Source organism: Microbacterium sp. PA5 (assembly GCF_049860775.1).
Lineage (GTDB): Bacteria > Actinomycetota > Actinomycetes > Actinomycetales > Microbacteriaceae > Microbacterium.
In genome coordinates this window covers 3,150,473-3,164,653 of sequence record NZ_CP187567.1, presented here as the reverse complement: position 1 = coordinate 3,164,653, position 14,181 = coordinate 3,150,473, and the positions used below count along the sequence as shown (strand labels likewise).

Genomic DNA, 14,181 nt, shown 5'->3' with positions numbered 1-14,181 from the left:
GCGGATCGCGGATCCCGCGGCGCCGCGCGGCCGACGCTGGGGGGATGACCGACTCCGAGATGCTCACCGAAGCGCGCGCCATCCTGCTGCGCACTCGCGACGAGCTCGGAGCGATCCGCTCCCGCGTGCCGGGGCTCGAGGCCGCGACGAGATGGCGCTCCCGGGCCGCCGACGAGTTCGCCGACGCGCTGGGGGAGTGGACGCGGAGCCTCCGGCGGATCGACGACGAGCTCGACCGGTGGGAGGCCGCGCTGGCGGCGGCGCAGGCGCGAGCGGCAGGGTCGACGGGCGCGTCCGGGTGAGGGGCGACGGGGGCGGTGGCGGGAGCGGCGGCGGCGGGAGCGGCGGTGGGGACCTCGAGATCCGGGCCGGGGGGCTGATCGCGGTCGACACCGGCGCGCTGCGACACGTCGCGGGGGTCCTCGACCTGCTCGCGGCGGAGTGCGCCGCCGTGTCCGCCCTGCTGCGGCGGGCGGGCCTCGTGTCGCGGGAGGGCGGACTCTTGCTCCCCGACCCGGCGGGGACGGCCGAGGAGGCCGAGGAACGCGCCGCGGCACTCGCACGGGCGCTGCGTCACCGGGCGGAGGTCTACGAGCGGCTCGAGCGGCACGCCGCGCGAGCCCTCGACGAGCTGCACGCGGGCGCCGACACCGTCGCCGTCGAGGCGGCGGCGCTGTGGGACGCCTGGCGTGACGGACGCCATGCCGAAGTCGGTCGCCAGCTCTCCGGTGCCGTGGCGCCCCTCTGGATGGCGGCGGCTCTGCTCGGCGGCGTCGGCGGTCTGATCCGGATCATCGACCGGGGGACGATCCGGCGTGACGATCCGCCGCTCGTGCCGGCGGCGCGCACCACGGTGGTCACCGAGCTCGCCCGCTCGGAGGTGTCCGCGCCGCGGACGCTGGCGGAGGTCGCCGCGCGGATCCCGGGAGGGGGCGACGACCGGGTCCGAGTGGAGACGTACGAGACGGCGCCGGGCCGGCGCGAGCACGTCGTCTACATCGCCGGCACCAAGGACCTGGGAACGCCCTACGCCGAGCCGTGGGACATGGCGTCCAACGGCGAGCTCTACCTCGGCCAAGCCTCGTCCTCCTACGACGCGACCGGCCGGGCCCTGGCGGCGGCCGGCGCGCTGGCCGGCGACCGCATCCATCTGGTGGGCCATTCGCAGGGCGCCATGATCGCCACCCGCTTCGCCCGCGAGAGCGGATACGACGTCGGGACGCTCATCACGTTCGCGAGCCCCATCGAGGCAGAGCTCGATGATGTGCTGACGGTGACCGTGCGGCACACCGACGATCCGGTCGTGGCACTGTCGGCGGGCGGGGTGCCGGTGGCGGGTGGCGCGCCGGGGAGCTTCGTGGTCGAGCGGGTCGCCGATCCGCAGCCCCGCGTGGGCGACCTCGCGCTCGGCGTGCACCACATGGACGCCTATCGCCGGACCGCCGCGATGGTCGACGCGTCGGACGACCCGCGAGTCGACGCCGTCCGGGCGCACCTGGCCGGGCTGGCGTCGGCCGGGGCGGCGACCGCGATCGTCTACGGCGCGCGCCGCGACCACGGGACGCCGGCGACGGCCGCCCGGCGCGGGGTCAGCGGCGCTTCAGCTGGGGGCGGAGGATGATCCCGAAAATCCAGTTGATCAGCGAGATCACGAGGGCCGCCACGACGCCGAGCCAGAAGTCCTCGACGCGCAGACCCCACGACCACCAGTGCGTCACCCATGCCGTGATCCACAGCAGCAGGCCGTTGATGACGAGCGAGATGAGGCCGAGAGTGAGGATGTAGAGCGGGAAGGCGACGATCTTGATCACCGTGCCGATGAAGGTGTTCACGATCGCGAACACGGCGGCCACGGCGAGCAGCGTCAGAACGAGCTGCAGCGTCTCGCCGGGTGCGAACGCGATGACGTCGACGTTCAGCGGCTGGATCAGGGTGACGACCCAGATGGCGAACGCGTTGACGATGACCCGGATCAGGAATCTCATGGTGACGTCATTGTGGCACGGAGTGCCCGCCGAGGGCATCAGCGATGTCGTCCGGCGCGACCTGGCCCGGAGCCACTGCGAGCACCAGCTCGAACGCGGCGTCGACGGGCGGGCGCGCGACCGCCGACGACGGGAGCGCGTCGCCGTCCGTAGACTCGACGCGTGACCGAGCTGCCCGTCCGCCTCCGCCCCGAGATCGCCGCCCTCCCCGCCTACCGGCAGGGCAAGCAGGCCGGCGCCGACGCGTTCAAGCTGTCGAGCAACGAGAACCCCTTCGATCCGCTGCCGTCGGTCGTCACGGCGATCCAGTCGGCGACCGGCGTCAACCGCTACCCCGACGCCTCGTCGCCGCGGCTGCGTGCGCGGCTCGCGGAGCGGTTCGGCGTGGCATCCGACAGCGTGCACGTCGCTGCGGGATCGGTCTCGATCCTGTACCAGCTCACGCAGGCGACGAGCGGGCCGGGCGACGAGGTCGTCTTCGCGTGGCGCTCGTTCGAGGCGTACCCCGGGCTGGCCGTCGTCGCGGGCGCGACCGCCGTCACGGTGCCGTGCACGCCGGACGGACGGCATGACCTCGTCGCCATGGCCGCCGCGGTCACAGACCGCACGCGCATCGTCATCGTCTGCAGTCCCAACAACCCGACCGGTCCCGTCGTCACCCAGGCGGAGTTCGACGCGTTCCTCGACGCTGTGCCGAGCGACCTGCTCGTCGTGCTCGACGAGGCGTACGCGGAGTTCGTGACCGATCCGGACGCCGTCGACGGCCGCCGCGTGCTGGCGTCCGGACGAGAGAACGTCGTCGTGCTGCGGACGTTCTCGAAGGCGTACGGCCTCGCCGGACTGCGCGTCGGGTACGCGATCGGCCATCCGCGCATCCTGGATGCCGCGCGCGCCACCGGCATCCCGCTCTCGGTCACCGCGGCGGCGGAGCAGGCGGCGCTCGCGAGTCTCGACGCCGAGGACGAGCTGCTCGACCGGGTGCGCGTGATCGCGGAGCGCCGTGATCGCCTGGCAGCGCGGCTGCGCGACGCCGGGTGGGACGTGCCGCAGGCGCAGGGCAACTTCGTCTGGCTCCCCGCGGGGGAGCGGACCGTCGAGGTCGCGGCCGCGTTCGAGGCCGCCGGGCTGATCGTGCGCGCCTTCCCCGGCGACGGCATCCGCGTCTCCGTGGGCGAGGAAGAGTCCCTCGACCGCGTCGTCGCCACCGCCACCGCCACCGCCGCCACCACCTGAGCTACCCCCCTTCGCCGAGCCGACACGATCCGCGCGAGCCGACACGATCCGGACCGCACAGAGCGTGTCGGTTCGTACGCAGCGTGTCGGCTCGCCGACGTGAGGATCACGCGGGGGTGAAGCCCAGCTTGTCGGCGCCGCGGGCGATCCAGGGATGCCGCGAGAACGCGTCCCAGACGAGCGTCGACCCGAGCGCCGCCGCCCCGAGGAGCGCGGTCGCGCCCTTGTTCAGGCCGTAGCGCGGCGGTGCGTACCAGGGCGCGTCGCCCTCGAGGTTGACGCCGTCGGTCGCGCCCCACTCGTTCCACGCGCCCGGGTGCTCGTCGCGGAGCAGCCGGAGGGCCGGCGCCACGGCGTCGGGCGCGAGCGGCAGGGCGCCGAAGAGCGAGACCGGCGGGATCGTGCCGTCGGCGTGCGGTTCGCGTGCCGAGGGGCGCGCGCCGTTCACGACGTAGCCGGCGGGTCCGAGCCCCGCCGCCGGACCCCAGAGCCCCGCGGCGTAGGTCTTCCAGCGATCCGCCTGGTCGGCGCACCACGCCTGCGAGGCGAGCGACGCCTCGCGGGCGTTCGCCCACCAGTCGCGGCCGTCGAGGTCGCGCACCCGTTGGAAGGGATAGAACGCGAGCGGGAAGTGGTAGGTGAAGAGCGTCCCTCCGGGCTCGTAGACGCACTCGTGCCCGCCGTACGATCCGATCGGCTTGTCGAAGCCGCGCCAGAGATCGCGGGCGAGCCCCTCGGAGACGTCCGCGTGACCCGCGGCGAGGAGGTACATCGTCAGCTGCTCGGCCGTCATCGACCACGCGCTCACGAACCCGGCCTCGTCGGCGCCGTCGGCGTAGTCGTCCTCGCGGTCCGACACCCACGCCATCCGCAGCACGGTGCGGCCGTCGCGCTCTGCCGACAGCCACCGCCAGTCGATGCGCGAGAGCAGGCGCTCCAGACGCGCGTCGAGGTCGGCATCTCCGAAGAAGGATGCCGCGACGACCGCCCCGCAGAGCGCGAGCGTCGTGTCGATCGTCGAGTACTCCGACCGGCCCTGACGCTCGCCGGTGGCGGCGTCGACGAAGTGCGCGAGGAAGCCGTTGCGGTGCGGCACCGACTCCTCGAGGGTGCGGAGCGTCCCGCGCGCCCGCGTGAGCACCTCGTCGTGATCGAGGATCCCGCGCTCGACGCCCACGCACCACGCGGCCAGCGCGAAGCCCGTGGCGGCGACCGTCGCGACCCCCGGCAGGTCGTCGCGATCGAGCACGAGGCCGCAGCCGTCGCCGTCCGGGGTCGCGTGGGCCCAGAGCCACCGGATCGAGGCGTCGACCTCGGCCTCGGTGAGCTCGCGGATGTCGGTGGCCAGGTCGGCGACCCGGAGGGGGGCGGTCATGCAGCGCTCCTCTTCTCGAAGGGGTTGGGGATGGCATCCAGCAGCTGCCGGGTGTAGTCCTCGCGGGGGTTGTCGATGACCTCGTCGGCGGGCCCGGACTCGATCAGCTCGCCGTCGCGCAGCACGAGGGCGTGGTTGGCGAGGCTCTTCGCGCTGAGGAGATCGTGGGTGATGTACAGCATCCCGACGCCGTGGTCCTTCACGAGGCTCTGGAGCACCTCGAGGATCTCGGCGCGGATCGAGACGTCGAGACTCGCGATCGGCTCGTCGGCGATGACGAGCCGGGGCTCGGCGGCCAGCGCGCGGGCGATCACGACGCGCTGGCGCTGTCCGCCGGACAGTTCGTGCGGCAGGCGGCCGATGTACCGGCCGGCCGGGGTGAGTCCCACGGTCTCGAGGAGGCTCGCGGCCCGCTCGATGGCCTCGCGCTTGCCCACGTGCAGGAAGTTCATGAGCGGGCGCGCCAGCGAGTAGCCGACGGTGAGCGTCGGGTTCAGCGCCGCGTAGGGGTCCTGGAAGACGTACTGGACGCTCCGCAGGTACTCGCGCGAGAGCGTGCCGCGCAGCTTCGTCACGTCGACCGGCTCGGGTTCGGAGCCCTCGCCCCGGCGCAGCGGGTGGTAGAGCACCGAGCCGGCCGTGGGCGAGTCGATGCGGGTGAGGATCCGCGCGATCGTCGACTTCCCCGAGCCGGACTGGCCGACGAGCGCCGTGACGACGCCCTCCTCGAGGGTGAACGACACGTCCTTCACCGCGTCGACGTGCTCGACGCGGAAGCCGCGCCGCTTCTCGAAGCGCCGGCCGAGCCCCGCGATCTCGAGCACGGGGTGGTGCTCGACGGGTGCCTCCTGCGCCACCTCGTCGGGGTCGTCGAGCGCGGCGCCCTCGTAGCCGGCGACGTCCTCGCCGAGGAGCTCGGCGTACGAGCCGACGAGGTGGATGGAGTACGGATGCCGGGGGCCCTCGATGACGGCCTGCTGCGCGCCGATGTCCTCGACGATCTCGCCCTCGTACATGACGGCGACGCGATCGGAGAAGTCCAGCAGCGTCCCCATGTCGTGGGTGATGAGGACCGCACCGAACCGCTCGCGCTCCTGCAGCTCGCGGATCTTGTCGAGGATCGACTTCTGCACGACCACGTCGAGGCCGGTGGTGGGCTCGTCGAAGAGCACCAGCTGCGGCTTGAGGGCGAGCGCCAGGGCGAGGTTGACGCGCTGGCGCATGCCGCCCGACAGCTCGTGCGGGTACATGTCGAGGAACTTCTCGTCGACGCTGACGAGGTCGAAGAGCTCCTCGGCGCGCTCCCGCGCGGCCCGGTCGTCGCGGCCGCCCTCGCGGTGCTCGCCGATGACGTCCTCGAAGACCTTCCGCACCCGGACGACCGGGTTCAGCGAGTTCATGCTCGACTGGAACACCGTCGACACGTACGACCAGCGGTAGGGGCGCACGGCGTCCTCGTCGAGATCCGTGACGTCGAGCTCGCCCCAGCGGATGCGGCCGCCGGTCACGTGACCGGGGCTCCGCAGGAGCTTGAGCACGGCCTGCGCGAACGTCGTCTTGCCCGACCCGGACTCGCCGGCGAGCCCGACGAACTCGCCCGGCGCGACCCGGAGCGAGGCGTTCCGCACCGCGTCGACCGCGTGGCCGATCTTCGGCTCGTAGCGCACCGACAGGTTCTCGACCGAGAGCACGGGGGTGTGCGTCGTGGCATCCGTATCCATGGTCACTTCTCCTCTTCGCGCAGGTGCGGGTTGCTCAGCATGTCGACGCCGAAGTTCACGAACGTCAGCGACGTCATGAGCAGGGCGAGCATGAGGCCGGGAGCGACGAGCCAGATCCAGAGACCCTGGACGAGCGCGCCGTTGGCGTCGGCCTGGGCGAGCATCTGGCCCCAGCTGACGGTGTTGGGGTCGCCGAAGCCCATGAACGAGAGCCCCGCCTCGGCGGCGATCGCCCCGGTCGCCGCGCCGATGAACCCCGACACGATGAGCGAGGACATGTTCGGCATGATCTCGCGGAAGACGATCCGGAACATCCGGTCGCCGCCGAAGCGCGCCGCGGTGACGTAGTCGCGGTTGCGCATCGAGATGATCAGCGAGCGCATCTCGCGCGAGGCGCCGGCCCAGCTCGTGATCGCCACCACGAAGACGAGGAGCATGAGGCCACGGGTCTCGCTGTAGGCGACGATCACCATCATGAGGGGGAGGACCGGCACCACGAGGGCGAGGTTCGTGAGGAACGACAGGCCGTCGTCGACGACCGACCCCTCGGTGTAACCGGCGATGAGTCCCACCACGAGGGCGATGAGGATCGTCGCGAGGCCGCCGAGGACACCGATCGCGAGCGAGAGCCGCGTGCCGTGGACGAGCTGGGCCCACAGGTCGTAGCCGAGCGTGTTGGTGCCGAGCCAGTGATCGGCGCTCGGGTCCTGGACCGGCGCGAAGCTCGCGTCGGTGGGACTGTGCGGCGAGATGACGTCGGCGAAGACGGCCACCAGCACGAAGAAGGTCAGCATGACGATGCCGATCCGCGCCTTCGGGCTCGACCAGATGACGGCGTACCAGCGCGGCGGCTGGACGACGGCGACCACCTCGCTCGTCGAGGCGTCGTCGCCGGTGACGCTGCGCCGGTAGGTGCGCGTGGGCCGCGTGGCGGTGGGCATCGAGGCGCGCGCTTCGGGCACCTGCTCCATGTCGTCGGGGGACATCGCTGTCACCTGCCTTTCAGGCCTTCGCCCGGCGCGCACGCGGGTCGATGAGCGGATAGAGGAGATCGACGATGAAGTTCGCCGTCAGGACGATGACGATCGTCGCGAGCAGGATCGTCTGCATGAGCGGGAAGTCGCGGGCGGCGGTCGCCTCGCCCATGAGCCGGCCCATGCCGGGGTAGTCGAAGACGGTCTCGATGAGGATCGAGCCGCCCATGAGGACGCCGAGCGAGAGCGCGAAGCTCGTGACGACCGGCAGCAGGGCGTTGCGGGCCGCGTAGCCGAGGGCGAGCGTGCGCTGCTTGAGGCCGGCAGCCGCGCCGAGGCGGATGTAGTCCTCGCCGAGCACCTGCACCATCGTGTTCCGCATCGACAGGATGAAGCCGATCGGCGCCGTGATCATGAGGGTGAGCGCGGGGAGGAACCCGTGCGAGATCACGTCGGCGGCGTGGATGAGGCTGAACTCCTCGTCGGTGTACCCGTACCCTCCGGAGGCGGGGAACCACCCCAGCTGGTAGGCGAAGACGTACAGGATCATCAGGCCGATCCAGACCGACTGCAGGTTGCCGACGAAGGTGGAGCCGACCGAGATGGTCGCGTCGAACCGGCTGTTGCGGCGCCACGCCGCGATCGCGCCGAGGAGCGTCCCCAGGACGAACGACAGCAGCTGCGTCAGTCCGACGAGCACGAGCGTCCACGGCAGGGCCTTCCAGATCACGTCGGTCACCGGGAAGGGGAAGTACGTGAAGGAGATGCCGAAGTCGCCCCGGATCATCTGCCCGAGGTACTTGACGTATGCGACGAGCACGTTCTCGTCGCCGTAGCCGAGCATCGTGCGGATCGCCGCGACCTGGGCGGGGTCGACCTCGCCCTTCCCGGTGAGCTGGCGGACCATGATCTCGGCCGGGTCTCCGGGCTGCAGGCGTGGAATGATGAAGTTCAGCGTGACCGCGGCCCACAGCGTGAGGACGAAGTAGCCGATCTTCCTCGCGTAGTACACCATGGCTCACTCCCCGCTCTGCGCGGCATCCGCGCCGTCGGCGGGCGGTCGGAGCTTCGTCGCGAGCCGCAGGGGCTGGTCGACGGGGTACGGCTCCTCCTCGGTGGGCCACCCGACCGCGTTGTCGGTGCGGTAGATCAGGCGGCTCGGCGCGTACTGCAGCGCGATGTAGGGGAACTCGGTCATGAAGACGTCGATGATCCGGTCCTGGTACGCCTTCGCCTCGGCCTCGTCGGTCGTGTTCGACCACTCGGCGACCAGGGCGTCGATGGCGGGGTCCTCGAAGCGCGCGCGGTTCAGGAGCAGCTCCTGGTCGTGCGAGATCTGCGTCGACACGAGGCGCGAGCCGAGATCGCGGGCGCGCTGGCATCCGCCGCCGACGAAGTCGAGCACCATGTCGAAGTCGCCCGAGCGCTGCATGCCGTCGACCGCGTTGGGGTCGGTGGCGACCATCTTGATCTGCACGCCGACGTCGCGGAGGTTCCGCACGATCACGTCGGCCATGGCGATGAAGTCCATCCACCCGGCCTGCACGCTGAAGACGAACGAGAGCGGCTCGCCGTTCTCGTCGACCCTCCAGCCGTCGGCGTTCCTCTCGTACCCGGCCTCGTCGAGCAGGCGGTTCGCCTCGTCGGGGTCGTAGGGGATGTACTCCTTGCCCTTCCACTTCTCGGGCACCTCCGCCTCCTGGAAGGGGAGGAGGAGCATCGTCTGGCTGGCGGGCTCCATGATCCCGTAGCTGGCGCGCTCGCTCAGCGCCTCGCGGTCGAGCGCGTACGCGATGCCCTCGCGGAACGCGGGGTCGCTCAGGACCGGTCGCTCGTTGTTGATCGCGATGACCGTCGAGGAGTCCGGCGGGAAGAAGTAGTGCGCGTTGTCGGGGTCCGCCGCGACGATCGAGCGCGGCGGGTTCGGGATGTCGCCGCGGTACATGTCGAGCGCGCCCGAGCGGATCTTCAGCGCACCGGAGTTGGCGTCGTACTGCCCCTCCATCGAGATCCGCTGGATCTTCAGGTTCTCGGCATCCCAGTAGTTGTCGTTGCGCTCCATGACGAGGCGCCGGCCGTTGTACTCGCTGGGCACGAATGGCCCGGTGCCGACGCCTTCGGTGTCGACGAACGCCGTCGGGTCGCCCTGATCGGCGTAGACGTGCTCGGGGAGGATCTTCGTGTTCTGCAGGATGTCGTCGGTCTTCGGCACGGCGGGGCCGCCGAAGCGGAACTCCACCGTGAGCTCGTCGAGCGCCGTGACCGACGTCGCGGCGGCGCCGTAGAACTCGCCCCAGACCCCGTTGCGGTCCGCCGCGGGGAACTCCTTGCCGGCGTTGAAGGTGTAGACGACGTCGTCGGCCGTGAACGGCTCGCCGTCGTTCCACTCCACCCCCTCGCGCAGGTGCACGATCATCCGGTCGGTGCTCGGCCACTCGTACGAGGTCGCGAGCCACGGCACCGCCTCGCACGTGAACCGGTCGCGGATCATCAGCGGCTCGAACAGCCACGTCTGCACCGTCGCGTTCGGGGCGAGGTAGTTGTAGTTGATGAGCCCCTGCACCGACGAGGTCGCCTCGGACGGCATCCGGATCTCGGCGATGTAGCCCTCTTCCGCCGGGGGCGGCGGCTCGAGCCCGATGTTGGCACAGCCCGACGTGGCGACCAGCGACGTGAGCGCGGCGGCGCACACGATCGTCCTCGTTCGCTTCTTCATCGGAACCTCCTCGTTCCGTTGGGCCGGGAAGCACCCGGCGGGGGGCTTCAGCCGGCCACTCCCTCAGCGGCGCATCCGCAAGATTCGCGGATCACCAGGGTCGTGGCCAGAAGGTTGACAGGGGCGGCGCCATCGGCCAGGGGCTCTCCCCATGCGGCGTCGTCGAGCGCGCCGGCGGCGGCGCGGGCGCCGAGCTCGACGATGGGCTGGTGGACCGTCGTGAGACGCGGGGAGGCCAGCTCGGCCAGCGCCGTGTCGTCGAAGCCGGTGATGGCGACGTCGGCGGGGATGCGGTGCCCGAGCCCGGGAAGGGTGGCCAGCAGGCCGATCGCGAGCTCGTCGTTGGCGCACACGAGGGCGTCGGGCAGGGCGCCGGAGCGGTCGAGGTCGCGGGCGGCGACCGCACCGCTCGGGACGTCGAGCCCGTAGCGGAGGGGCTCGCCCGCCTCCTCGAGGCCGTGCGCGGCGAGCGCGGCGCGGAAGCCGGCGTAGCGCTCGGTGGTGTCGGGGGAGCCGGTCGGCTCGCCGACGAAGCGCAGGCGGCGGTGGCCGTGGGTCTCGATCAGGTGCGCGGTGATCTCGGCGGCGGCGGTGCGGCCGTCGGTGCGGACCCACGGCACGCCGGGCGCCTCGCCGGCGACGAGGACGACGCGCACGGTCCGGGCGAGGCGGGCGAGCTCGTCGTCCGGGATCGTCCCGCCGGCGATGATCAGGCCGTCGGTGCGCTCGGCGAGCTGGCGGACGGCGGCGACGGCATCGGGGCGCAGGTGCGTGCCGAGCACGTTGATGACGACGCCACGGGCGACGGCGACCGACTCGGCGCCCTCGATGAGCTGCGCGAAGTAGGGGCCGCCGAGGCCGGGGAGGACGATGCCGAGCGTGTTGGTGCGCTGGTACGACAGCGCGCGGCCGAGCGCGGAGGGACGGTAGTCGAGGCGGTCGATCGCCTCCTGCACGCGGAGCTTGGTGTCGACGGTGACGCGGGGATCGTCATGGGTCACGCGCGAGACCGTCGCGACGGACACACCGGCCTCGCGCGCGATGTCGCGGATGGTCGGCTTGCCGGGGTTCGTCGGCCGCTTCGCCATGTCGCCCTCCCTTCCTCGTCGCCCGTCGTCTGCGGCGGGTCGGTGTCGGTGAATCGCGGTGATCCTGGTGGATGTAACCGGATACATCGGGTACTGTAACGCAGTGTAACCGGTTACATCAAGAGGAGTCTCCGATGACCGCATCACCGACGATGCTCACGCTGCGGGATCGACTCGACCGCGTCGTGCTCTATCAGGCCTATCCGCAGAGCTTCGCCGACGCCGACGGCGACGGCATGGGAGACCTCGACGGCGTCGCCGCGCGGCTCGACTACCTGGCCTGGCTCGGGGTGGACGCCGTGTGGCTCAATCCGTGCTTCGTGTCCCCGATGCGCGACGCCGGCTACGACGTCGCCGACTTCGATCACGTCGACCCGCGCTACGGCGGCGACGCGGCCCTCGATCGCCTCATCGCGGCAGCCGACGAGCGCGGGATCGCGATCGTGCTCGACCTCGTCGCGGGGCACACCTCCGACCGGCATCCGTGGTTCCTCGCCTCCGCCGACGATCCCGCCGACGACCGTTACGTCTGGAGCCCCACGCCGGCGCCGGGGTTCGTGGCGGGTCCGGGCGCGCGGGGACACTTCTACAAGCCGAACTTCTTCGAGTTCCAGCCCGCGCTCAACTTCGGATTCGCCCGCACCGACCCGTCCGAGCCCTGGCGGCAGCCGGTCGACGCCGCCGGGCCGCGCCGCAATCGCGACGCCCTCGTCGAGATCATCTCCCGCTGGTACGACCGGGGCGTGCAGGGCTTCCGCGTCGACATGGCCGCCTCGCTCGTGAAGGACGACCCCGGCCACGTCGAGACCGGCCGGCTCTGGGCCGAGGTCCGCGCGCGGCTCGACGCCCGGCATCCGGGCAACATCCTCATCTCGGAGTGGGGCGACCCCGCCCGCGCGGTGCCCGCCGGCTTCGACGTCGACTTCTTCCTCCAGTTCGGCGGGGACGACGACGGAGCGCCCCTCAAGTCGCTGTGGAACAACGGCGCCGGGACCGTCCACGAGGCCTGGGGCGAGCCCGCCGCGTGGGCGGATGCCGCGGGCACCGGCGACGCCGCCGTCTTCGTCGCCGCCTGGGAGCGTGCCGCCGCCGCCATCGCCGCGGCCGGCTCGACCGGCATCCCGGGCCTGCCGACGGCCAACCACGACTTCACGCGCCTGGTCGCCGGCGGGAGGGACGCGGAGCAGGCGCGGAGCGCGCTGCTGCTCGCGCTCACGTGGCCGGCGCTGCCGTCGATCTACTACGGCGACGAGATCGGGATGCGTTACGTGCCGGGCCTCGCCTCGCTCGAGGGCTCATCGCTCGGGCCGACCTACGAGCGCGCGGGCTCACGGACGCCGATGCAGTGGGGCGAGCTTCCCGGCACGGCTGCGCCCGCCTTCGAGTCCCGCTACCTGCCGCAGGACCCCGACCCGCTGCGGCCGACGGTCGCCGACCAGCTCGAGGACCCCGAGTCGCTCCTGCGGTTCGTGCGTGCCGCGATCGCGGTGCGCCGCGCCGACGAGCGGCTCTCGGCGCGCGCTCCCGTCGCGGTGCGAACGACCGGATACCCGTTCGTCTTCACGCGCGGCTCGCTGCTGGTCGCACTGAATCCGTCGGACACCCCGCGCGAGGTCGACCTCTCCGGCGACATCGGCGACACCGATGCGACCCTCCCGGTCGCCTTCCGCGCCGAGATCGCCGGCGGCATCCTGCGCCTGGACGCCTTCGGCTGCGCCGTCGTCGACCTCGCGCCCGTGCCGACCCCCACCGAACGCTGACCACCCCCGTCACCGACCACTCCCGAGAGGAGCCGCGCATGACCGCGACGAACCGACCGTTCGAGACGATCCCCGCCCCGGAGGGCTTCATCTGGGGAGCCGCGACGGCCGCCCACCAGGTCGAGGGCGGGAACGTGAACACCAGCCACTGGGAGTACGAGCACTCCGAGGGGACCACCGTCGAGGAGCCCTCCGGCGACGCGCTCGATTCGTACCACCGCTTCCCCGAGGACATCGCCCTCCTCGCGGCGGGCGCCCTGACGGCGTACCGCTTCTCGATCGAGTGGGCCCGGATCGAGCCCGAGAAGGGCGTCGTCTCGCGCGCGCAGCTCGACCACTACCGCCGCATGATCGACACCTGCCGGGATGCCGGGGTGCAGCCGATCGTGACGCTCCACCACTTCACGGTGCCGCGCTGGCAGTTCCGCGACGGCGGCTGGTACGCGGCCGACGTCGTGGACCGCTTCCGCCGCTACACCGAGGTCGCCACCGGCATCCTCGACGACGTCGACTGGGTCGTCACCATCAACGAGCCCAACATGATGGTCAACCAGGACGAGGCGAAGATCGACACCGAGAACGGCGTCAACTTCCCGGGGCCCTCGCCGCACGTGGCCCGGGTCATCGCCGACGCCCACCACGCCTCGGTCGACGTGCTGCGTGGTCTCGGCCACGTGAAGTCCGGCTGGACGGTCGCGAACCAGGTGTACCAGGCGGTGCCGGGGTACGAGAAGGAGCGCGACGAGTGGGGCTACTGGCGGGAGGACTTCTACCTCGAGCAGTCCCGCGGCGACGACTTCATCGGCGTGCAGTCCTACCTCCGCACGATCATCGGCCCGGACGGCCCTGTGCCGTTCCCCGACGACGTCGAGCGGACCCTCACCGGGTGGGAGTACTACCCCGAGGCCCTCGGCCACGCGCTCCGCCACACGCACGAGGTGACCGGCGGCATCCCGATGCTCGTCACCGAGAACGGCATCGCGACCGCCGACGACAGTCGGCGGATCGACTACACGACCGGTGCCCTGCAGGGGCTGGCGGCGGCCGTCGCCGACGGCTGCGACGTGCGCGGGTACCTGCACTGGTCGCTGCTCGACAACTACGAGTGGGGCTCGTTCCGCCCGACCTTCGGGCTCATCGGCGTCGACCGCGACACGTTCGTCCGCACCCCGAAGCCGAGCCTCGCCTGGCTGGGCGCGCTGGCGCAGGAGAACGTCCTCCCCGCGCCGTGAGCCCCCGCCGAGGCGGATTTCTCCCGGCCCGATTGTCTCGGCGGCACCGCGAATCGCGGCATCCGTTGTCGAACTCATGCAGTGGCACGCATGCGGG

The 14,181-nt window shown here is 71.7% G+C and carries 13 protein-coding genes; 6 read left to right on the top strand and 7 right to left on the bottom strand.

Annotation, left to right across the window (positions count from 1 at the left end):
* Positions 1–44: 44 nt before the first annotated feature.
* The gene (locus ACPWUT_RS14930) at positions 45–302 is read left to right on the top strand and encodes a hypothetical protein (protein WP_425839138.1); all 258 of its coding nucleotides are present in this window, start codon (positions 45–47) and stop codon (positions 300–302) included.
* On the top strand, positions 299–1,621 hold the full coding sequence (locus ACPWUT_RS14925) for a hypothetical protein (protein ID WP_425839136.1): 1,323 nt from the start codon (positions 299–301) through the stop codon (positions 1,619–1,621). The genes ACPWUT_RS14930 and ACPWUT_RS14925 overlap by 4 nt, the downstream gene beginning before the upstream one ends.
* On the opposite strand, the gene ACPWUT_RS14920 is transcribed toward ACPWUT_RS14925, so the two are convergent.
* Positions 1,590–1,985, bottom strand: coding sequence for a phage holin family protein (locus ACPWUT_RS14920; protein ID WP_284528369.1), 396 nt, complete (start codon positions 1,983–1,985; stop codon positions 1,590–1,592). The two genes, ACPWUT_RS14925 and ACPWUT_RS14920, sit on opposite strands and share 32 nt — an antisense overlap.
* On the opposite strand from ACPWUT_RS14920, the gene ACPWUT_RS14915 reads away from it, so the two are divergent.
* Positions 1,984–2,151: a hypothetical protein gene (locus ACPWUT_RS14915; RefSeq protein WP_284528368.1), complete on the top strand. Its 168-nt coding sequence runs from the start codon at positions 1,984–1,986 to the stop codon at positions 2,149–2,151. The genes ACPWUT_RS14920 and ACPWUT_RS14915 overlap by 2 nt on opposite strands.
* Positions 2,148–3,218: a histidinol-phosphate transaminase gene (locus tag ACPWUT_RS14910; RefSeq protein ID WP_425839133.1), complete on the top strand. Its 1,071-nt coding sequence runs from the start codon at positions 2,148–2,150 to the stop codon at positions 3,216–3,218. The genes ACPWUT_RS14915 and ACPWUT_RS14910 overlap by 4 nt, the downstream gene beginning before the upstream one ends.
* A gap of 106 nt (positions 3,219–3,324) precedes the next feature.
* Here ACPWUT_RS14910 and ACPWUT_RS14905 read toward each other — a convergent pair whose 3' ends face one another.
* From ACPWUT_RS14905 to ACPWUT_RS14880, 6 genes are read right to left on the bottom strand one after another with little or no spacing between them, the layout of a single operon-like run.
* The gene (locus tag ACPWUT_RS14905) at positions 3,325–4,593 is read right to left on the bottom strand and encodes a glucoamylase family protein (protein WP_425839130.1); all 1,269 of its coding nucleotides are present in this window, start codon (positions 4,591–4,593) and stop codon (positions 3,325–3,327) included.
* Positions 4,590–6,314, bottom strand: a complete 1,725-nt coding sequence (locus ACPWUT_RS14900; RefSeq protein ID WP_425839127.1) for an ABC transporter ATP-binding protein — start codon at positions 6,312–6,314, stop codon at positions 4,590–4,592. Before ACPWUT_RS14900 ends, ACPWUT_RS14905 begins: the two co-directional genes overlap by 4 nt.
* Positions 6,315–6,316: 2 nt before the next feature.
* Positions 6,317–7,300 carry an ABC transporter permease gene (locus ACPWUT_RS14895; RefSeq protein WP_284528364.1) on the bottom strand — a complete coding sequence of 328 codons (984 nt, stop codon included), beginning with the start codon at positions 7,298–7,300 and terminating at the stop codon, positions 6,317–6,319.
* A 16-nt stretch (positions 7,301–7,316) separates the two neighbouring features.
* On the bottom strand, positions 7,317–8,303 hold the full coding sequence (locus ACPWUT_RS14890; protein WP_284528363.1) for an ABC transporter permease: 987 nt from the start codon (positions 8,301–8,303) through the stop codon (positions 7,317–7,319).
* 3 nt (positions 8,304–8,306) lie between these two features.
* On the bottom strand, positions 8,307–10,004 hold the full coding sequence (locus ACPWUT_RS14885) for an ABC transporter substrate-binding protein (protein ID WP_425839123.1): 1,698 nt from the start codon (positions 10,002–10,004) through the stop codon (positions 8,307–8,309).
* A 47-nt stretch (positions 10,005–10,051) separates the two neighbouring features.
* Entirely contained in the window at positions 10,052–11,092 is a 1,041-nt protein-coding gene (locus ACPWUT_RS14880) for a LacI family DNA-binding transcriptional regulator (RefSeq protein WP_284528361.1), read from the bottom strand.
* A gap of 134 nt (positions 11,093–11,226) precedes the next feature.
* On the opposite strand from ACPWUT_RS14880, the gene ACPWUT_RS14875 reads away from it, so the two are divergent.
* Both ACPWUT_RS14875 and ACPWUT_RS14870 read left to right on the top strand, forming a co-directional pair.
* Positions 11,227–12,852 (top strand): alpha-amylase family glycosyl hydrolase, encoded by a 1,626-nt coding sequence (locus tag ACPWUT_RS14875; protein ID WP_425839119.1) that lies wholly within the window; start codon positions 11,227–11,229, stop codon positions 12,850–12,852.
* Positions 12,853–12,890: 38 nt separating this feature from the next.
* Positions 12,891–14,084 (top strand): glycoside hydrolase family 1 protein, encoded by a 1,194-nt coding sequence (locus ACPWUT_RS14870; protein WP_425839116.1) that lies wholly within the window; start codon positions 12,891–12,893, stop codon positions 14,082–14,084.
* Positions 14,085–14,181: the final 97 nt, after the last annotated feature.